The organism is Capnocytophaga gingivalis ATCC 33624 (assembly GCF_000174755.1).
GTDB classification, from domain to species: Bacteria; Bacteroidota; Bacteroidia; order Flavobacteriales; family Flavobacteriaceae; genus Capnocytophaga; species Capnocytophaga gingivalis.
The window spans coordinates 223,028-241,357 of sequence record NZ_ACLQ01000019.1; the positions used below are offsets into that span (position 1 = coordinate 223,028).

The following is an 18,330-nucleotide window of genomic DNA, read 5'->3' on the forward strand; positions in this document are numbered from 1 at the left end:
AGATTTGAACCAGAGAACCCTTTTATTAGAAGTAAATCCACAGTCGTTCTATGGAGAACAGAACAGTAATATCGAACTACTTAGGAGCTATTTCCCAAAAATAAAAATTGTAGCTCGTGGTAATGAGATTCACATCTTCGGAGAAGAAGCCATCTTAGATGAGTTTGAGAGACGTGTAGAACAGCTTACTCTACATTTGGAAAAATACAATCACTTGGATAGAAATGTGATTGAGCGTATACTCACCTCTGATCATGGCACTTTGTTACCCTCTACCCTTTTGGACAAAGACTTCATTGTTCATGGAGTAAAAGGGAAGATCATCCGTGCCCAGACCCCTAATCAGCAAAAATTATTGGAGCTCATTGGGAAAAACGACATGGTTTTTGCCATAGGTCCTGCAGGTACAGGTAAAACCTATACAAGTGTAGCCCTTGCGGTAAGAGCGCTGAAAGACAAGCAAGTCAGGCGTATTATCCTCACACGCCCTGCAGTAGAGGCAGGAGAGAACTTGGGCTTCCTTCCGGGAGACCTCAAGGACAAGCTTGACCCCTATATGCAACCCCTCTATGATGCCCTGATGGATATAATTCCTATCGACAAGCTCAATAACTTCATAGAGAATGGCACCATTCAGATAGCTCCCTTAGCCTTCATGCGAGGGCGTACCTTGGACAATGCTTTTGTAATCTTGGACGAGGCACAGAATACCACCTATGTACAGATGAAGATGTTTCTCACTCGTATGGGACGCAATGCCAAGTTCATCATCACAGGAGACCCTGGACAGGTAGACCTCCCTAAGAAGGTAAACAGTGGACTGAGTGAAGCCCTACATATCATAAAAGGAATCAAAGGGATAGGCACCTTATTCTTGGATGATAAAGATGTAGTACGCCACCCCTTGGTCAAGGAAATCATCAATGCCTATAGCCGTGCTGAGAAGGAAGAAGATTAGAGACGCCTTTGAAGGAAGAAATCCTTAACTATCTGGCTACAAGGCTCTTCCAACACTCCCTGTACTACCTGAGTCTTGGGGTGTAGCAAATTACCAAAAAGATGGTAACCCCGCTTGGAATCCGTAGCTCCATAGACCACCTTGCCTATTTGACTCCAATAGAGCGCCCCTGCACACATGACACAGGGTTCCAAGGTTACATATAAAGTACAATCCATCAGATACTTACCCCCTAAATACTCACTTGCAGCTGTAATGGCTTGCATCTCGGCATGAGCAGTGACATCAGTAAGTTTTTCGGTAAGATTATGAGCCTTAGCAATAATTCGCTCCCCGATAGTAATAACAGCCCCCACAGGCACTTCCCCTTGTTCAAAGGCAATTTGAGCCTCTTGTAAGGCCTTTTGCATGAAGTAAGTATCCGATAATATCATAAAAATCTATTTATTAAAAACAAAATAAACTATGGCAGAACATAATGATTTTGGCAAAGAAGCCGAAGAGGAAGCCACCAACTACCTCAAAAACTCAGGTTATGAAATCTTAGCACGGAACTTCTATTGGCAGAGTGCCGAGATAGATATCATCGCTAAAAAGGATAATATTCTTGTGATTATAGAGGTAAAGGCAAGAAAATCAGCCTATTTCGGAGAGCCCTATTCCTTTGTCAACCCCCATAAGATACAGCTATTGGCCAAAGCCACCAATCACTATATCAAGATCAATGACTTAGATATGGAAGTAAGGTTTGACATCATCTCTATTGTAAAAAACAATGCCGAGTATCACTTAGAACATATAGAAGACGCCTTCTATCCCTTTTAAGTGATTGATTTATAAAGAAAAAACTACTTCAAAAGAGTAGTTTTTCTTTTTTATCGTTTGTTTACTTTCTCTAAATATTTTTCGAGAGCCATGGTCATAGAAGGAGTCTCAGGCAGAGGTGCTTGAATATCAATTCGCAAGCCCGCCTCCTCAGCTGTTTTAAGAGTAGAAGCCCCAAAGACAGCCACTCGAGTAGTTCCCTGCTTGAAGTCAGAAAAATTCTGGAAGAGGGACTCGACCCCTGCTGGACTAAAGAAAGCGATAACATCGTATTTTACATCCTTTAGGTCGGTAATATCGGCATGAGCTGTCTTAAACAAGATTCCCCGCTTCCAATTAATTTTCAGATCATTCAATGACTTTTCTATGGCAGGGCTCAAGAGCTCAGAGGTTGGGAAGAAAAATTTTTCTTCCTTATGCTTTTTAAGGAAAGGAATAAGATCCGCAAAATCCTTCTTTCCTACATAAATCTTTCGCTTTCTATAAGTTATATACTTTTGCAGATAGAAAGCTACCGCTTCAGAGAGACAGAAATAGCGCATAGTGTCAGGCACTTTAAAGCGCATTTCCTCGGCTACTCTAAAGAAGTGATCTACGGCATTCCTGCTGGTGAGAATAATAGCCGTATGTTGTTGAAGTTCAATCTTTTGCGCTCTCAAATCTTTTCCTGTTACCCCTTGTACTTCAGTAAAAGGACGAAAATCAATTTTTACTTTGTATTTCTCTATAATCTGATGATAAGGTGAATTTTCTGATTGTTCAGGTTGAGAAACCAAGATTGTTTTAACTTTCATAAAATCTTTATTTATTGAGATATAATCAAATAATTAACAAAAACATAAGGTGCTATTTCAAAGGTGCAAAGGTACAAAATAAAATAATACCAATATTGTTTTATTTCATTTTTATATAGCTTGGCAAATGAAATGACTCCAAGAATTTGTATATACAAAAATATTACTAATGAAAAAGCCAAGAGATATATATTATTTCCAGTGGCATATATATTCAAAAAAAGTAAAAATACCAAAACAAAAGCGGCATAATTAGAATAGCTTAAGCGAATGAACAGGAAGGAACGAGAGAAAGTGTCAAAATCAAACACATAACTTACGAATCGCTGAAAGATAAATTTCAAGAATATAAAAAGTCCCACTCCCAACATCACCAGATACTGCTGAGGTATATTATAAAAAGAAATTTTTATAGCAAAAAATTCTAACAATAGCCAAATCGCTACACTAAGTATCCCTCCTTGTACCAGTAATAACAAAAAGGTAAAGAGTACGCCACTTCTTTCCTTTTTATTGAATATAATAATATACTTATTATTGACCAATAGATTCAGAAACTCCTTGAATCGAAAGACATGATATGTCTTTATAAAAGCCAAAAGAGCTAAGATTGTTACAAATAGGAAAGATATCCAATCCTTATTTTCAAAAGAGACAGGGATCCACTTCATACATCTTATTTTAAAGTATCAGAGGGCAATTCCTCCTGAGGGGAGGGTGGCTGAGGAGGTGTCAGCTGTTTTTGCAATAGGCTATCCTCCTTATTCAGTCGCATACTCACGGCGGAGAGTATCTTATTACACTTCTGGGGGTCGGAGGAATAATAAGAAATATTTTCTGCCAATTGTAAGCTATCTACCCCATATTTTTTATACAACATCGTTGAGGTGAGTATACCGCTCTGCTCATAGAAAGTAGCGTCTATGCTTTTGGCCGCATTGAGCAAGGCCAGATCATAGAACACAGCTTCCATCTCCTCTTCCGATAAGAGTTTCTTCGGGGGAGTAACTACTTGAGAACAAGCTATCAAGCACAAAAAAAGGATATTCAGATAGCAATATTTCACTTTCTCTTTTTGATTAACGGGGCAAAATTACAATATTTATTTTAAACCAGCAAAACAATTCAGGATAAAAATCTATAAAGTAAAAGAAAGAAGCAAAGAAAAACCTTAACTTCTTTCTAATTACTACTATCTTTTATATAAATTTCTCATTATTTAGCGATATTCACAGCTCTTGTTTCACGGATAACGGTAACTTTTACCTGACCAGGATAAGTCATATCCGTTTGTATTTTCTGAGAGAGATTGAAGGAGAGTTCCGCTGCTTTTTCATCGGATACCTTTTCACTTTCGACAATCACACGCAGTTCACGACCCGCCTGAATTGCATAAGCTTTTTTAACCCCTTGGAAAGAGAAAGCGGTATCTTCCAATTCTTTAAGGCGCTGGATATAAGAATCAAGCACTTGTCTTCGTGCTCCTGGTCTTGCTCCTGAGATTGCATCACATACTTGTACAATAGGAGAAAGCAGAGAAGTCATCTCAATCTCATCATGGTGAGCCCCTATAGCATTGCACACTTCAGGTTTTTCCCCATATTTTTGAGCCCACTCCATACCCAAGAGAGCGTGAGGAGTTTCAGTATCTGTTTCGGGAACCTTACCTATATCATGAAGAAGCCCTGCGCGCTTAGCCAATTTGACATTAAGTCCTAATTCGGCAGCCATGAGTCCACACAAGCGAGCCACCTCACGAGAGTGTTGCAAGAGATTTTGTCCGTAAGACGAACGATACTTCATACGCCCTACCGCTTTGATAAGTTCGGGGTGCAAGCCATGTATTCCTAAATCAATAATGGTGCGCTTACCTATTTCAGCAATTTCATCTTCTACCTGTTTAGTTGTTTTTTCTACGACTTCTTCAATACGAGCGGGATGGATACGCCCATCAGTCACGAGCTTATGAAGAGAGAGGCGTGCAATCTCCCTACGTACGGAATCGAAGCAAGAAAGGATAATAGCTTCGGGAGTATCATCTACAATAATTTCCACTCCAGTGGCAGCCTCCAAAGCACGTATATTGCGTCCTTCACGACCGATGATACGTCCTTTTACATCATCTGATTCAAGATTGAATACAGATACACAGTTATCAATAGCCTCTTCCGTACCTATTCGTTGTATAGTATTGATAATAATCTTTCTGGCCTCCTGACGGGCAGTAAGCTTGGCCTCCTCGATAGTTGTCTGGATATAAGCCATAGCATCGGTCTTAGCCTCATTCTTGAGAGAGTCTACCAATTGAGATTTAGCTTCTTCGGCAGTTAGTCCAGATATTACCTCCAACTGTTTCACCTGACTCTTGTGCAGCCTGTCTACCTCTTCCTGTTTTTTATCTACCAAAGACATACGATGAGCGCACTCTTGATTTTTCTGTTCAAGCTCTTCATTGAGTTTTTTAGTTTGAGCCAGTTCATTGGATACTTGAGATTCTTTATCCTTAATACGCTTTTCTGCTTCAGATATTTTCTTTTCTTTAGAAAGAATCAGTTTTTCATGTTCAGACTTAAGTTCCAAGAATTTTTCTTTAGCTTGGTAGATTTTTTCTTTTTTAATATTTTCAGCCTCTACTTTAGCCTGCTTAAGGATATTCTGTGATTCTTCTTGAGCATCTTTCACTACCTTGAAAGCATATTTTTCTTGTTTTTTCTTCAGGACAAACCACACCAAAATACCCCCTATGAATACTCCAATAATGGCACCTACTACTAATGTTGTTATTTCCATAAAAATAAAATAATTATACAAAAAGCCTGCAAGAAGAAATCATATGAATAAACTCCTAAAAGCATATTTAGAGCTACCAAGCCCTTCAAGTATCCGCCAAGTGAAGACGGCACGCTTTGGTGGCTTGACTCACCCTTCTGAATTATTTTCTGTTGAGTTTACCAAAAAAACTATTCTTGCAGGCAGTAATCTTTATTACTTAGTTCTGTCAGTGTTTGATATATATTTTTTAATTTTTCAATATTTTCTTCTGTTTGGTATTCTTCAGTCAAGCCTTCATGAGAGAGAGGCATGGCTAAAGAAATAGCACACATAGCTAAGGAATCTTGTCTGTCCTTCACTGGAAAGTTTTGCTCAAAAAACCTAATCTGCTCATTGATCCTTTGCGTAGCCTTACGATAGGCTTCCTCTTGTTCAGGAAAAATCTTCAAAGGATATACCCTATCGGCTATTTTTAAGGATATGCGTAATTTTTCACTCATTATTGGGTCACTTATCTTGAGAAAGTTGGACAATACATTGTTCTATTTCGCGAATAAGGCTATTTATTTTGAGTTTGGCTTCCGTTCTTTTTTCATCACTGCCTAAAAGAGCTTGGGTTACCTTTAGGGCTTCATACTTTTGTTCATAGGCTTGTTTTTCACTTTGAGCCTTGTCAAGCATATGAGTAAGAGCTTCAACTTGCCCTAATAGCATACTATTTTTTTCTTCTAAAGAACGTACATATAGCTGCACTTGAGGAAGTAATAATTCTATTTTTTGTATCCATTCTTCCATAATTCTATAGAGAAAAACCCCTTACTTTTTGGTTGCAAAGGTAATACTTTTTGGAGTTATAAGCAACTATTTGTAAAAATTTTATTTCATTAATTTTTTTAATCAACATTTATGATTTTTTAATATCTTTGTACTATCAAAAACACAAATTCAAAATTATGTTATCAATCAATGATACTCAATTAGTTATACTTGACTTTCAGGGCAAGTTATCCCAGATTGTATACCAGAGTGAAACTGTCCTATCGAAAGCAAGTGCCCTTATCAAAGGTATTAGGCACTTAGAAATCCCTATCACTTGGGTAGAACAGACTCCGGAGAAATTAGGACAGACCACTCCAGAAATTGCCGAATGCCTCAGTGGACTGTCCCCTATGGAAAAATGTACTTTTTCAGCCTATGCCACTGAAGAAATTGCGCAAAAAATCCAAAGTCACCAGCGCAAGCAAGTCCTACTAATAGGAATAGAGACCCATATCTGTATCTGGCAAACCACAGAGGATTTGATTCAAGCAGGTTATGAAGTTTTTGTCCCTTGTGATGCAGTCTCCTCACGTACTCTGGAAAACAAACAAATAGGACTTCAGATGATAGAACAAGCACAAGGAAGGCTCACCTGTGTAGAGGGAGCCTTATTTTCACTTTTGAGAACTGCTAAGCACGAGAAGTTCCGAGATATAGCGAAACTTATCAAATAAAATCCTTTAGAAAGGTACATCAGGAATATCACTTCCTGAGCCGAAAGCATTGTTAGGATTTCCCTTAGGGAGTCCTGTAGAAGAAGCTTCCTCTTCCTGATTATTATATTTAGAAGAGAAGGATTGTACCTGGTCGGTCTGTTCCTCAGCATACAAAAGGTTTTTGAGATTGCTAAAGACCCCATTGACAAACTGCAGGCGAATATTGTCTAAGCCACCATTACGGTGCTTAGCAACAATAAATTCGGCTTGGTTTTCCGTAGGAGTCTGTGCGCTATCATCCCATGTTTCTAAGTTATAATAGCTTGGTCTATAGAGAAACGTAACGATATCCGCATCTTGCTCAATCGCTCCAGACTCACGAAGGTCAGAGAGCTGAGGGCGCTTATGTCCTGGCCTACTCTCGACATTACGCGAAAGTTGAGAGAGCGCTATCACGGGCAAATTCAATTCTTTTGCCAGCGCCTTGAGGTTACGAGAGATGGTTGAGATCTCTTGTTCACGATTCCCTGCCCCCTTGTTGGTCGTATTGGCCGTCATTAGTTGAAGGTAGTCAATAAAGATAATCTTAACCCCATACTTAGATACCATACGGCGCGCCTTGGCACGGAGGTCAAAGATAGAAAGTGAAGGCGTATCGTCGATATACAAAGGAGCTTCTAAGAGTTCCTGAGTCTTGGTATTGAGGCGTTCGAAGTCCTCCACATTGAGTTTTCCTGTACGGAGCTTATCAGAGCTTATCCCTGTTTCAGAAGCAATAAGCCTGGTAATAAGCTGTATAGAAGACATCTCCAAGGAGAAGAAAGCCACTGGAATCTTGCTATTGACAGCGATATTACGTGCCATACTAAGGGTAAAAGCTGTTTTTCCCATAGCAGGACGAGCTGCCACGATGATAAGATCCGTAGGTTGCCAACCCGCTGTGAGCTCGTCCACCTTGGTAAATCCTGAAGGAATCCCACTGAACTCCTCCTTTCGGTTATGGAGTTCCTCTATTTTCTTACGTGCCTTAATGACCAATTCCTTGGCAGACTCTGAAGTACGAGTAATATTTCCCTGAGTGATAGAAAAGAGCTTTCCCTCGGCGCTATCGAGCAAGTCAAAGACATCCGTTTCCTCATCATAAGCCTCTTCGATAATCTCATTGGACATTTTGATAAGTCTACGTTGGATATATTTCTGGATAAGGATACGGGCATGAAACTCAATATTAGCCGAAGAGGAGACCCTTTCGGTAAGATATACCAAATATCCCCCCCCTCCTATTTCCTTGAGCGTACCATCCTTGAGGAGCTGATCCTTAACAGTCATCAAATCTATCGGTTGAGAATCCTTGAACAACTTATAGATAGCCGCATAGATCTTCTGGTGAGCTGGTGAATAGAAAGCCTCGTCGGAGAGAATATCTATCACCTCATCGACTCCTCGTTTTTCTATAAGCATTCCCCCAAGCACCACCTCTTCCAGCTCCAGGTCCTGAGGCGGAATTTTCCCCCTTTCGAGGGTTGGAATGGTACGAGAAGAGGTTACGACCTCCATAGGTTGAGGAGAAATATTTTCCATATCTTTAATAATTAATCAATTACAAAAAAGGACAGTTTCCTTTTTTCTTTTGGCAAAAATACACGCATTTTCTCAATCTTTTCCCTTTTAGTTTTCAACAAATCCGTGAGTATTGTGTAAAAGTTTGCTTACCTATTGATTATCAAAATAGAATTATAGCAAAAATCGTTCAAAAAATTATTTCTGCAAAAACTTCCCGACAGATAGTTTGTTGTTTTTAATAATTTTCATACCTTTGCAGTTGGTAATCTATATCTGAAAAAACACATGAGAGAAGTCACTCGCTTGTTCGATATTCCCTATTATCAGTTAGAGAAATATCCTATTGAGAATGCTTTAGTCACTAAATATAACAATACATGGACTCCTATTTCTTCTGAAGAATATGTAAAGAAGATCAACCAAGTAAGTAGAGCCTTATTGCGCTTAGGAGTACAGCCCCATGACAAGATAGCCATGGTTACCTCTAATAACCGTACAGAGTGGCATATTTTAGATATGGCTATCATGCAAATAGGCGCCCACAATGTTCCTATATACCCAACTATCCCCAAGGAAGATTACATATATATCCTGAACCATGCTGAGGTAAAATATTGCTTTGCATCGGACAAAGAGCTGTTTGAGAAAGTAAGTAGTATAGTTTCAGAAATAGCCACTTTGGAAGAAGTATTCACCTTTGATGCGGTAGAAGGCGCCAGAGGATGGAGGGAAATTCTTTCCTTAGGAGAGGATAATACCAATCAAGCTCAGGTAGATTCTCTCAAGGAACAGATTCAGCCAACAGATATGGCAACCATCATCTATACCTCAGGGACTACAGGTAAGCCCAAGGGAGTAATGCTCTCCCATGATAATATTATTAGTAATATCAAGAACTGCCACGAGCGAGTTCCTGTAAAATCGGGAGATATCTGTCTTAGCTTCTTGCCTGTATGCCATGTCTTTGAGCGTATGCTCACCTACCTATATCAGTATAATGGCATACGCCTCTACTTTGCCGAATCCTTTGAAAAAGTAGCTGTAAATATTGGTGAAGTAAAGCCCCGCCTAATCACGGTAGTTCCTCGTGTAGTTGAGAAAGTATATGATAGTATCTACAGCAAAGGAGTTGCCCTCTCTGGAATAGCTAAGAGCCTATTCTTCTGGGCATTGCGATTAGGCTACCAATACGAGCCCTATAACCAAAAAGGATGGTGGTATTCGCTGAAGTTAAAAATCGCACGTAAACTCATATTCTCCAAATGGAAAAAAGCTTTAGGCGGTCAGCTACAGATGATCTGTGGAAGTGCTGCCCTGCAGCCACGCTTGGTACGTGTATTTTCTGCTGCAGGTATTCCTATCTGGGAAGGATATGGTCTTACGGAGACCTCGCCTGTAATCTCAGTGAATTGTAAAAAGGGACACTTGTGGAAGATAGGTACCATAGGCAAGCCTATTGACCATATCGAAGTAAAAATAGCCGAAGATGGAGAAATCCTCTGCAAAGGAAGCAACATCATGCTGGGATATTATAAGAACGAAGAGCAGACCCACAATGCCATAGATGAAGATGGATTCTTCCACACCGGAGATATAGGCTTTTTGGACAAGGAAGGCTTCCTTACGATCACCGACCGTAAGAAAGAAATGTTCAAGACCTCAGGAGGTAAGTACATTGCCCCCCAATATATAGAGAACAAGCTCAAGCAATCCCGCTTCATAGAACAAGCGATGGTCGTAGGAGAAGGTGAGAAAATGCCCGCAGCCTTCCTACAGGTCAATTTTGCCTTCGTTCGCGAGTGGCTCAAGCGCCATGGAGACAAACAAACCCTTAGCAATGAAGCTCTTGTAAAAGACGAGCGCGTACGAGAACGCATAACACAAGAAGTAGAACGCATCAATAAAAAATTAGGAAAATGGGAGCAAATCAAGGCCTTCGACCTCACCCCAGATGAGTGGAGTATTGATGGAGGCCACCTCACCCCTACCCTAAAGCTCAAGCGCCGTATTATCCTTGAGAAATACAAAGATATGTACAATACATTTTACAATAAAGAATCTTAGAAAATACTGATTATGATATACCGATTTAGAGTTATTTTGGATGTAGATACGGATGTATTCCGTGATATAGAAGTAGAAAGCCATATCAACTTAGAAGACTTTCACCAATGTATATCCAAATCCTTCGGGTTCAATGGAGAGGAAATGGCTTCCTTCTACAAGAGCGATGAGGACTGGAACCAAGGAGAAGAATATAGCCTTTTTGATACCGAAGGAGATACCCCAGTGATGGCCGATACCATTCTGGAATCCGTTATGGACGAAGATAACCGACACTTCCTCTATGTATATGACTTCTACAATATGTGGACTTTCTTTGTCGATCTGAAAGAAATAGGCCATGAACAAGAAGGGGTAAGCTATCCACATATACTAACTACCCATGGTTTTGTCCCAGAAGATGCCCCTGAGAAGAATTTTGTAGCTGAAGACTTCAATGAGTTCGACTCAGAGTTCAATGATTTCGAATTTGACCAAGATGAATTTGACGAATATCATGGTTACAATGATGATGAATTTTATTCCTAAGTAGCCAATGCCCCTTACTGACGTAGTTTTTTTTGGTATTCTTATAGTCACTATAGGAATCAGTTATTATGGCTTTACCCATGAGGCTTTCTTTAGGCGCTATATGTTCAATGTCAAAGCCGTAAAAGGTGGAGACTACATACGCCTACTCTCGGCAGGCTTCTTACATGCCGGTTGGGAACACTTGATATTCAATATGATATCTCTATTCTTCTTTCATAAGGTTATTCTTGTAGGAATGGGAGTAGATGTCTTTATGCTTATCTATATAGGAGCCATTGTTTTCGGTAATCTTTTTTGTCTATATATCTATAGGCATCAGCCTTATTATTCGGCTATTGGGGCATCTGGAGGAGTTTCTGGAATTATCTTTGCTTCCATAGCACTTATGCCACACCTGAGAGTCAATTTTATTCCAGGTTGGCTCTTTGGGACGATCTATTTTGGTTATTCGGTATACCGGATGCTTGATCCTCGTATGGGGGACAATGTAGGACATGCTGCCCACTTAGGGGGTGCCATCTTTGGGATTTCCGTTATAGCTTTGTTGAAGCCCTTATTCATAGTTGAGAATGCGCTCTACTTGGGGATTATGGCGCTCCCTTTAGCCTATATGGGATACCGATTGCTAAAAAAATAATTTTTTATACCTTTGCCCCCATCTTAATCAATCATTCACTATGTTAGAACTCTTTAATACCCAGATAGAATCTCTTTCGATTCATCAGGTAGGAAATATGCAAAAGGGAGAAAACCTATTTCTCTCCCAGCAACCCTATGCCCTTGATGACCAGATAACCAGTGTGCTCAAGGAATATTTCTTAAAACCCTTCAGAGAGAAGGAAGAAAACTTTATGCGCTTTGTGAACGACACCTCACTGGAGTTCAATGAGATGTTTGCCATAGTTACAGAGATTTTCGAAAACCCTTCGACTATACACACCCATTCGTTACGAATTGCCCAGCTACTATATGAACAGTCCAACCACCCTCATATCAAGTCTGGAGAGCTATATGTAGCCTACCTGACACACATCACCCTTGACAATACCAAGGTAGAAGCCATTGGTATCTTCAAGTCCGAGATGAAACAGAACTTTCTACAGTTCGAACAAGGGCAAAACCAATTAGACATTCTCTTGGAAGAAGGAGTGAATGTCAATAAGTTAGACAAAGGATGCCTGATTTTCAATGTCAACGAAGAAGAAGGCTATAAGATCCTCTCGGTAGATAGCAACCGCTATGATACCAAATACTGGACTGAACAGTTCTTAGGAATCGATGCTCTTGCCGATGATGCCTTCTTCACCAAGAAATACCTAAAGATGTGTCAGGACTTCGCCAAGGAAGTTGTTCTCCCTGCTGAAGGCAAGCAAGAAGAAATCCTATTCATGAACCGAGCTGTGAATCACTTTGCTAAGAATGACGAGTTCGAGGAAACCCACTTCCTCAACGAAGTATTGGGAGACAAAGTATTCAAGAAAGAATATGCTGCCCATGAGGACGACGAAGACCAAAGCCCCAAACAGGGTTATATGGATCTGATCCCAGAGTTCCACAACTTCAAAGAAACCAAGGGAAAGAAATACTATATAGAGGATGTCTCCTCCTTTCCTATTGTGAACAAAGCCGTATCGGACATGCGTAAGAAAATCAAGAATATCATTGACTTAGACACCAATATACAGATACGTATGGACTTCATCAACCCAGAATCCGCAGAGAAATTTGTCGAAAAAGGTTGGGATGAAGAACGTGGTATGTTCTACTATCTTATTTATTTTAATGAAGAAAAGAAAAGCTAATGAAAACACTTCCTACATGGGCAGAAAAGCTCAATGAATTAGGAGCCAAACACACTCCTTGTTTTTTTACAATCAATTATCAAGGAACTCACGGGCATGTATTCCCCCTTACAGACCTACCCGAATCTGTTCGTTTTTCTTTCTCAGAGAAGACAGCCCCAACAGAGGCACCTATCACTATAGAAAAACACCCTGTTCCCTACGAAGTTTTTGAAAAATCTTTCCAAAAGGTACATGCCCACTTGGAAAAAGGAGATACGGAGCTAATCAACCTAACCCTTGCCACGGAAATATCACCCGTTTCCTTAGAAGAGGTATACCAAAAAGCCAAAGCTAAGTACAAGATACTTTACAAAGATGAATGGGTATGCTTTTCCCCAGAGATTTTTGTAAAAATAGAAGATAACCATATAAAAACCTACCCAATGAAGGGTACCATCAGCGCTACTCTGCCCGATGCAGAAGCATTGTTGCTGAACAACCCTAAGGAGATAGACGAACACAAAAAAGTTGTCGCACTCCTTTCTATGGACTTAGCACAAGTGGCCTCGGATATACATGTAAGCCGATTCCGCTATGTAGATGTAATCGAAAAATCCACTGGAGACCTACTGCAAACCAGCTCAGAGATCATAGGTACCCTCCCCAATAATTGGCAAGCACAATTAGGCACCCTCCTTAGCAAGCTCCTTCCCGCAGGCTCCATCTGTGGGGCACCCAGAGAGAGCACTATGAAAATCATCGCTGAGGCAGAAACCTATGACAGAGGATTCTATACAGGTATTGCAGGCGTATTCGATGGAAAGACCTTGGATACTTGTGTACTGATTCGCTTTATCGAACATATAGGAGAGAAATTTTACTACAAAAGTGGAGCAGGCATCACTGTACAGAGTAAGCCAGAGAGTGAATATAAGGAAATATTAGAAAAAATATACATTCCTAACTAAGAATGGAAGAAAATAAGTTTATCGAAACTCTTAAACTTCTAAATGGAGAAATCTGTCATCTGAAGTGGCATGAAAAACGCTTAGGAGATACCTTTTCACATTTTTTCCCAAAAGAAAAGGTATTCCCTTTGACAACTATCCTAAAAGAACAAGAACTTCCAGTGGAAGGAATCTATAAAATTCGCTTTGTATATAGTAGCCACAACTATATGATAGAGATACTTCCTTACCAGATAACCCCTATTGAGTCCATAAGCTGTGTAAGTGCAGATGATGTAGAATATAGCTATAAGTATGCCCATAGAGAAGCCCTACTTCAGCTAAAGAAAGAAGCCAAAACAGATGAGGTGATCTTTGTCAAGAATGGCTTAGTGACCGATAGCAGCTATGCCAATCTCGTTTTCTTTGATGGTACAGAATGGGTTACCCCTACGACCTTTCTGCTGAATGGCACCTGTAGACAACGCTTATTAAGCGAAAGAAAAATAAAAGAACGGATTATTCATGCTACTGATATTCCCTCCTTTACCCATATAGGACTTATCAATGCCATGATTGATTTAGGAGAATTATGCTTACCCCTGAATCGGATTTTTATAGATGAATAAATAATCTCCCTCTACATTATGTACTGATTCCCATGGCTCGTGCAACAGAGGTGCCTTAATCCCTTCAGAGAACTGGGACTTTCCTACGAAAATACGAGCTTCGTCCCATAGCCCCTCACTTATGAACTGCTGGAGTACTTGCGCCCCTCCTTCTACAATGAGGCTCTGTATTTGTCTATCATACAAATAATTACACACCTCATTTGGCATAGAAAGATCAGAAGAAAGAGTCTGATAAGATACATGTTCGGTATTAGGAGACTGTTTAGAGGAAAAAACCACTGTAGGTTCCCCCTGAAAAACATTGAAGGTATCAAGTAAGGAGTGCTCTCCCTCTATAACCAACCTTAAAGGATTTTTCCCTACCCAATGTCGTACTGTAAGAGAAGGATTGTCCCTCTCCACTGTAGTTCTCCCCACTAAAATAGCACCTTCTTCGGCACGCCACAGGTGAGTTAGTTGCTGAGAGAATTCATTAGAGATCCATACAGGAGCCTGCTGCTCTTGGTGTAAAGGCGCTATAAGACCATTACGTGTCTGTGCCCACTTGAGAATAATATAAGGGCGTCCCTTAGAGTGAAAAGTAAAAAAACGAGTGTTCAGTGCTTGACATTCATTTTCCAAGACCCCTACAACCACCTCACGACCAGCCTTCTGCAGACGCTCAATACCCTTGCCTGCCACCTTAGAAAAAATATCCATACAGCCGATGACAACCTTAGGGATTTCCTTTTCTATAATCAGATCTGCACAAGGGGGTGTTTTCCCAAAATGCGCACAAGGTTCCAAGTTGACATACAAAACACTTTCCTTAAGCAGACTTGAATCCTTGACCGAAGCAATAGCATTGACCTCAGCATGAGGTTCCCCCGCCTTGGTATGCCATCCCTCCCCTATAATCTTACCCTGGTGGACAATCACACTGCCCACCAAAGGATTAGGATAAGTATAACCCAAAGCCTTGCCCGCCAAGGATAAGCAACGCTGCATGTATCTCTGGTCTATAGTCATATTATATGCGCTGAAATTTGGCAGATACCCAGTTATTTCTCTCTATATGACTTATATAATGAAGTCCTGCCGCCTGACTACACTCCTGAATAGCTGGCAAATCCTCCAGATAGAAGCCACTGACTAAAAGCACCCCCTGAGGCAGCAATGACTGGGCATAAGCAGGAATATCCGAGAGCAGGATATTACGATTGATATTGGCCAATATAAGGTTGTATTTCTCTCCAGCAATAGCTGAGACCTCTCCTTGCTTTACAGTGATAAAATCACAATTGTTCTGCTGGACATTCTCTGTAGCATTCTCCACACACCAAGGGTCTATATCTATAGCTGTAATATCATGAGCCCCTCGTAGGGCTGCCATAATAGCCAAAATCCCCGTGCCACAGCCCATATCCAAGACCTTAACCTCCTGGAGAGATAGAGGAATAAGCTGCTGAAGCATCATATAAGTAGTCTCATGATGCCCAGTGCCGAAACTCATTTTTGGAGTAATCACAATATCATAGGGAGTAGAAGGTTTTGGGTGAAAATTAGCCCGTACTGTACAGAGATTCTCTACTACAATAGGAGAAAAATTCTTTTCCCACTCCTCATTCCAATTGACCTGCTCTATCTCAGTCACTTGGTAAGAGATGGTAAATTCTGGATTGCTCAACAGATAAATATCCTCCAGAATATCTTCCCTCCAAAGGTCTTTGGAGATGTAAGCTTTGAGCCCCGTAGGAGTATCTACAAAACTATCAAAGCCTACTTCGGCAAGTTCTGCTGTAAGGATTTCAGCCCCCATCTCTGTAGGAGAAACTGTAAAATCGTATTCTATATAATTCATCTATTATAATGATTAATGATTAATGGTAGGTGCAAATATAGGAAGAATCACAATAACCACCAAATATTTTTCTTGTTTTTCTACTATAAAAATCGTACATTTGTATATCTTTTACAGCGTCACCCTACCCATGAAAAAATATACATCAGGCTACCGGTTTTGGACAAGAGGGCAAAAGCGAGGCATTTTAGGCTTAGTTCTCTGTTGTACACTATTGCAAGTAGCTTATTTTGTAATAAATATACCTACACATACCACAGCTTTTTCTCAAGCACAGCTCTTGAGCTTTCAAGAGCGGATAGATAGCCTAAAATCCCAAGAACAAGCCCAAAAATATACTTTAAGCCCCTTTAACCCCAACTTTATCTCTGACTACAAAGCCTATCTCTTAGGGCTTTCCAAAGAAGAACATGCTCGGCTACAAGCCTTTAGAGAAGGAGGAAAGTATGTTAACTCCGCGAAAGAGTTCCAAAAGGTTACCAAAGTATCCGACTCCCTTTTGACTGTCATAGCCCCTCTGTTCAAATTTCCCGACTGGGTAAATCGAAAAAAAATGAACGATTCCTATCAAAGCAAATCCCCCGAAAAAATCATCAAGAAAGATCTCAATACTGCTACCGCCGAAGACCTATTGCCCATACGAGGAATTGGAGAAAAACTCTCTGAACGTATCATAAAGTACCGGGAGCGCTTAGGAGGTTTCTCTCATAAGAAACAATTGAACGAGGTATATGGTCTTTCTGAGGAAGTCATCAAAGAAGTATGGAAATACTTTGACCTACTCACTCTTGCACAGATTACCAAACTTGATCTGAACCAAGCCTCCAAAAGAGAATTGGCTAAGATACCCTACTTAGGTTATAAAGAAGCTGAAGCCCTCTTGATCTTCCGCTCAGAAAAAGGAAACATACAATCATTGGAGGAATTGCAAGCTTTAGGATACTCCCCTGAAAAGATAGAACAACTTAGCTGGTACCTAAAAGTGGAGAAATAAGGGCTTTTCTTTGGTTAATTGCATAATATATTGTACTTTTGCACTTTATTTTCACAAAAAACTCACCTATGAATAAGAACCATTATGCCATCATCATGGCAGGGGGTATTGGCTCTCGTTTTTGGCCTGTAAGTACTTGGGCTTTCCCTAAGCAATTTCACGACATGTTGGGTACAGGACAAACCCTTTTGCAGCGTACTTACCAGCGATTGGCCAATTTTATCCCTAAGGAAAATATTCTTATTTCCACCAATGAGATTTATAAAAACTTGGTCAAGACACAACTCTCAGGTATCTCGGATGAGAACTTAGTCTTGGAGCCCTCCATGCGCAATACAGCACCCTGTATCCTCTATGCTACTATGAAAATCCAGAAACGCAATCCCAATGCGGTTTTCATTGTAGCTCCTTCAGACCATTGGATAGAACAAGAAGAAGAATTTCAAGAGAATGTAAAAGATTGTTTTGCTCTATGTGAAAAACAGGATATCCTGATGACCTTAGGCATCAAGCCTACTTTCCCTAATACCGGTTATGGCTATATACAGTACGACAAAACAGATCCACAGCAAAGCAAAAAGGTACTCCAATTCACCGAAAAGCCTGACTATGAGCGAGCAAAACAATTTCTTTCCGAAGGGAATTACCTCTGGAACGCAGGTATCTTTATTTGGCACACCCAGAGTGTATTAAAAGCCTTTGAGAAATACCAACCTCAGATGTTTGCGCTCTTCCAAGCAGGAGAAGCCACTTACAACACCTCTGAAGAATGGGAGTTTATCAAGAATAATTATGGAAAAGCAGAAAACACATCGGTGGACTATGCTATTATGGAACCCTCGGACAATATCTATGTATATCCAGTAGGGTTCGACTGGAATGACTTGGGTACTTGGGGTTCTCTTCATGAGAAATTGGCTAAAGATTCCAATAACAACGCTGTAGTTAATGCCCTGACCCTATTCAAAAACGCTTCTGACAATATCATTCGTACCGATACCAACAAGGTAGTGATTGTAGATGGAATAGAGCACTATATCATAGTGGATACAGCTTCGGTACTGATGATCTACCCTAAAGAAAAAGAACAAAGTATCAAGGAACTCTTAGGAGAAGTCAAAGAGAAATTCGGCAGCAATCTCTCCTGATGG

Annotated in this window: 21 protein-coding genes; 11 read left to right on the forward strand and 10 right to left on the reverse strand. The window is 40.3% G+C overall.

Features of this window, described 5'->3' with window-relative positions; genetic code table 11:
• Positions 1–4 precede the first annotated feature (4 nt).
• Positions 5–958 carry a PhoH family protein gene (locus CAPGI0001_RS07275; RefSeq protein WP_002668071.1) on the forward strand — a complete coding sequence of 318 codons (954 nt, stop codon included), beginning with the start codon at positions 5–7 and terminating at the stop codon, positions 956–958.
• Here CAPGI0001_RS07275 and CAPGI0001_RS07280 read toward each other — a convergent pair.
• Positions 955–1,392, reverse strand: a complete 438-nt coding sequence (locus tag CAPGI0001_RS07280) for a nucleoside deaminase (RefSeq protein WP_002667969.1) — start codon at positions 1,390–1,392, stop codon at positions 955–957. The two genes, CAPGI0001_RS07275 and CAPGI0001_RS07280, sit on opposite strands and share 4 nt — an antisense overlap.
• A gap of 31 nt (positions 1,393–1,423) precedes the next feature.
• Between CAPGI0001_RS07280 and CAPGI0001_RS07285 the strand changes: the two genes are divergently transcribed.
• The gene (locus CAPGI0001_RS07285; protein WP_002668180.1) at positions 1,424–1,783 is read left to right on the forward strand and encodes a YraN family protein; all 360 of its coding nucleotides are present in this window, start codon (positions 1,424–1,426) and stop codon (positions 1,781–1,783) included.
• A 50-nt stretch (positions 1,784–1,833) separates the two neighbouring features.
• Here CAPGI0001_RS07285 and CAPGI0001_RS07290 read toward each other — a convergent pair whose 3' ends face one another.
• The 6 genes from CAPGI0001_RS07290 to CAPGI0001_RS07315 all read right to left on the reverse strand — a co-directional run bounded on the left by CAPGI0001_RS07290 (position 1,834) and on the right by CAPGI0001_RS07315 (position 6,144).
• A complete protein-coding gene (locus CAPGI0001_RS07290) occupies positions 1,834–2,577 on the reverse strand; it encodes a uroporphyrinogen-III synthase (RefSeq protein ID WP_002668241.1) in 744 nt (247 codons plus the stop codon).
• Between the two features lie 11 nt (positions 2,578–2,588).
• Positions 2,589–3,248 carry a DUF4271 domain-containing protein gene (locus CAPGI0001_RS07295; RefSeq protein ID WP_002668461.1) on the reverse strand — a complete coding sequence of 220 codons (660 nt, stop codon included), beginning with the start codon at positions 3,246–3,248 and terminating at the stop codon, positions 2,589–2,591.
• Between the two features lie 5 nt (positions 3,249–3,253).
• Positions 3,254–3,643 (reverse strand): DUF4296 domain-containing protein, encoded by a 390-nt coding sequence (locus CAPGI0001_RS07300; protein ID WP_002668368.1) that lies wholly within the window; start codon positions 3,641–3,643, stop codon positions 3,254–3,256.
• Positions 3,644–3,792: 149 nt separating this feature from the next.
• Positions 3,793–5,367 (reverse strand): ribonuclease Y, encoded by a 1,575-nt coding sequence (rny, locus tag CAPGI0001_RS07305; RefSeq protein ID WP_002668242.1) that lies wholly within the window; start codon positions 5,365–5,367, stop codon positions 3,793–3,795.
• 170 nt (positions 5,368–5,537) lie between these two features.
• A complete protein-coding gene (locus CAPGI0001_RS07310) occupies positions 5,538–5,849 on the reverse strand; it encodes a cell division protein ZapA (protein WP_002668129.1) in 312 nt (103 codons plus the stop codon).
• 7 nt (positions 5,850–5,856) lie between these two features.
• Positions 5,857–6,144 (reverse strand): hypothetical protein, encoded by a 288-nt coding sequence (locus CAPGI0001_RS07315; RefSeq protein ID WP_002668235.1) that lies wholly within the window; start codon positions 6,142–6,144, stop codon positions 5,857–5,859.
• Positions 6,145–6,302: 158 nt separating this feature from the next.
• On the opposite strand from CAPGI0001_RS07315, the gene CAPGI0001_RS07320 reads away from it, so the two are divergent.
• Positions 6,303–6,842, forward strand: coding sequence for an isochorismatase family protein (locus CAPGI0001_RS07320; RefSeq protein WP_002668418.1), 540 nt, complete (start codon positions 6,303–6,305; stop codon positions 6,840–6,842).
• 6 nt (positions 6,843–6,848) lie between these two features.
• Here the strand turns inward: CAPGI0001_RS07320 and dnaB are convergent, their stop codons facing one another.
• Entirely contained in the window at positions 6,849–8,405 is a 1,557-nt protein-coding gene (gene dnaB / locus CAPGI0001_RS07325; protein ID WP_002668547.1) for a replicative DNA helicase, read from the reverse strand.
• Positions 8,406–8,672: 267 nt separating this feature from the next.
• On the opposite strand from dnaB, the gene CAPGI0001_RS07330 reads away from it, so the two are divergent.
• Genes CAPGI0001_RS07330 through CAPGI0001_RS07355 form a run of 6 tightly spaced genes read left to right on the forward strand, consistent with a single transcriptional unit; the run spans position 8,673 to position 14,342 of the window.
• Positions 8,673–10,451, forward strand: coding sequence for an AMP-dependent synthetase/ligase (locus CAPGI0001_RS07330; protein WP_002668078.1), 1,779 nt, complete (start codon positions 8,673–8,675; stop codon positions 10,449–10,451).
• A 12-nt stretch (positions 10,452–10,463) separates the two neighbouring features.
• Complete coding sequence (locus CAPGI0001_RS07335) at positions 10,464–10,979, forward strand: IS1096 element passenger TnpR family protein (protein ID WP_002668236.1); 516 nt, start codon at positions 10,464–10,466, stop codon at positions 10,977–10,979.
• A 7-nt stretch (positions 10,980–10,986) separates the two neighbouring features.
• Positions 10,987–11,619, forward strand: coding sequence for a rhomboid family intramembrane serine protease (locus tag CAPGI0001_RS07340; RefSeq protein ID WP_002668420.1), 633 nt, complete (start codon positions 10,987–10,989; stop codon positions 11,617–11,619).
• 40 nt (positions 11,620–11,659) lie between these two features.
• Positions 11,660–12,784 (forward strand): nucleoid-associated protein, encoded by a 1,125-nt coding sequence (locus CAPGI0001_RS07345; RefSeq protein WP_002667955.1) that lies wholly within the window; start codon positions 11,660–11,662, stop codon positions 12,782–12,784.
• Positions 12,784–13,734, forward strand: coding sequence for an aminodeoxychorismate synthase component I (locus tag CAPGI0001_RS07350; RefSeq protein ID WP_002668133.1), 951 nt, complete (start codon positions 12,784–12,786; stop codon positions 13,732–13,734). The genes CAPGI0001_RS07345 and CAPGI0001_RS07350 overlap by 1 nt, the downstream gene beginning before the upstream one ends.
• 2 nt (positions 13,735–13,736) lie before the next feature.
• The gene (locus tag CAPGI0001_RS07355) at positions 13,737–14,342 is read left to right on the forward strand and encodes an aminotransferase class IV (protein ID WP_002668417.1); all 606 of its coding nucleotides are present in this window, start codon (positions 13,737–13,739) and stop codon (positions 14,340–14,342) included.
• Here the strand turns inward: CAPGI0001_RS07355 and ribD are convergent.
• Positions 14,310–15,353: a bifunctional diaminohydroxyphosphoribosylaminopyrimidine deaminase/5-amino-6-(5-phosphoribosylamino)uracil reductase RibD gene (gene ribD / locus CAPGI0001_RS07360; RefSeq protein WP_002668176.1), complete on the reverse strand. Its 1,044-nt coding sequence runs from the start codon at positions 15,351–15,353 to the stop codon at positions 14,310–14,312. The genes CAPGI0001_RS07355 and ribD overlap by 33 nt on opposite strands.
• Position 15,354: 1 nt before the next feature.
• Complete coding sequence (prmA, locus tag CAPGI0001_RS07365) at positions 15,355–16,185, reverse strand: 50S ribosomal protein L11 methyltransferase (RefSeq protein ID WP_002668217.1); 831 nt, start codon at positions 16,183–16,185, stop codon at positions 15,355–15,357.
• A 130-nt stretch (positions 16,186–16,315) separates the two neighbouring features.
• Between prmA and CAPGI0001_RS07370 the strand changes: the two genes are divergently transcribed.
• Positions 16,316–17,179, forward strand: coding sequence for a ComEA family DNA-binding protein (locus tag CAPGI0001_RS07370; protein WP_050769236.1), 864 nt, complete (start codon positions 16,316–16,318; stop codon positions 17,177–17,179).
• A gap of 68 nt (positions 17,180–17,247) precedes the next feature.
• Positions 17,248–18,327 carry a mannose-1-phosphate guanylyltransferase gene (locus CAPGI0001_RS07375; protein WP_002668296.1) on the forward strand — a complete coding sequence of 360 codons (1,080 nt, stop codon included), beginning with the start codon at positions 17,248–17,250 and terminating at the stop codon, positions 18,325–18,327.
• Positions 18,328–18,330 lie beyond the last annotated feature (3 nt).

Excerpts from the sequence above, each read along its gene's own strand:
- rny (WP_002668242.1), bottom strand. The coding sequence starts at position 5,367 with ATGGAAATAACAACATTAGTAGTAGGTGCCATTATTGGAGTATTCATA.
- prmA (WP_002668217.1), bottom strand. The coding sequence starts at position 16,185 with ATGAATTATATAGAATACGATTTTACAGTTTCTCCTACAGAGATGGGG.
- CAPGI0001_RS07285 (WP_002668180.1), top strand. The coding sequence starts at position 1,424 with ATGGCAGAACATAATGATTTTGGCAAAGAAGCCGAAGAGGAAGCCACC.
- CAPGI0001_RS07330 (WP_002668078.1), top strand. The coding sequence starts at position 8,673 with ATGAGAGAAGTCACTCGCTTGTTCGATATTCCCTATTATCAGTTAGAG.
- CAPGI0001_RS07375 (WP_002668296.1), top strand. The coding sequence starts at position 17,248 with ATGAATAAGAACCATTATGCCATCATCATGGCAGGGGGTATTGGCTCT.
- CAPGI0001_RS07345 (WP_002667955.1), top strand. The coding sequence starts at position 11,660 with ATGTTAGAACTCTTTAATACCCAGATAGAATCTCTTTCGATTCATCAG.
- CAPGI0001_RS07355 (WP_002668417.1), top strand. The coding sequence starts at position 13,737 with ATGGAAGAAAATAAGTTTATCGAAACTCTTAAACTTCTAAATGGAGAA.
- CAPGI0001_RS07295 (WP_002668461.1), bottom strand. The coding sequence starts at position 3,248 with ATGAAGTGGATCCCTGTCTCTTTTGAAAATAAGGATTGGATATCTTTC.
- dnaB (WP_002668547.1), bottom strand. The coding sequence starts at position 8,405 with ATGGAAAATATTTCTCCTCAACCTATGGAGGTCGTAACCTCTTCTCGT.
- CAPGI0001_RS07335 (WP_002668236.1), top strand. The coding sequence starts at position 10,464 with ATGATATACCGATTTAGAGTTATTTTGGATGTAGATACGGATGTATTC.
- CAPGI0001_RS07310 (WP_002668129.1), bottom strand. The coding sequence starts at position 5,849 with ATGAGTGAAAAATTACGCATATCCTTAAAAATAGCCGATAGGGTATAT.
- CAPGI0001_RS07350 (WP_002668133.1), top strand. The coding sequence starts at position 12,784 with ATGAAAACACTTCCTACATGGGCAGAAAAGCTCAATGAATTAGGAGCC.
- CAPGI0001_RS07320 (WP_002668418.1), top strand. The coding sequence starts at position 6,303 with ATGTTATCAATCAATGATACTCAATTAGTTATACTTGACTTTCAGGGC.
- CAPGI0001_RS07315 (WP_002668235.1), bottom strand. The coding sequence starts at position 6,144 with ATGGAAGAATGGATACAAAAAATAGAATTATTACTTCCTCAAGTGCAG.
- ribD (WP_002668176.1), bottom strand. The coding sequence starts at position 15,353 with ATGACTATAGACCAGAGATACATGCAGCGTTGCTTATCCTTGGCGGGC.
- CAPGI0001_RS07340 (WP_002668420.1), top strand. The coding sequence starts at position 10,987 with ATGCCCCTTACTGACGTAGTTTTTTTTGGTATTCTTATAGTCACTATA.
- CAPGI0001_RS07290 (WP_002668241.1), bottom strand. The coding sequence starts at position 2,577 with ATGAAAGTTAAAACAATCTTGGTTTCTCAACCTGAACAATCAGAAAAT.
- CAPGI0001_RS07370 (WP_050769236.1), top strand. The coding sequence starts at position 16,316 with ATGAAAAAATATACATCAGGCTACCGGTTTTGGACAAGAGGGCAAAAG.
- CAPGI0001_RS07280 (WP_002667969.1), bottom strand. The coding sequence starts at position 1,392 with ATGATATTATCGGATACTTACTTCATGCAAAAGGCCTTACAAGAGGCT.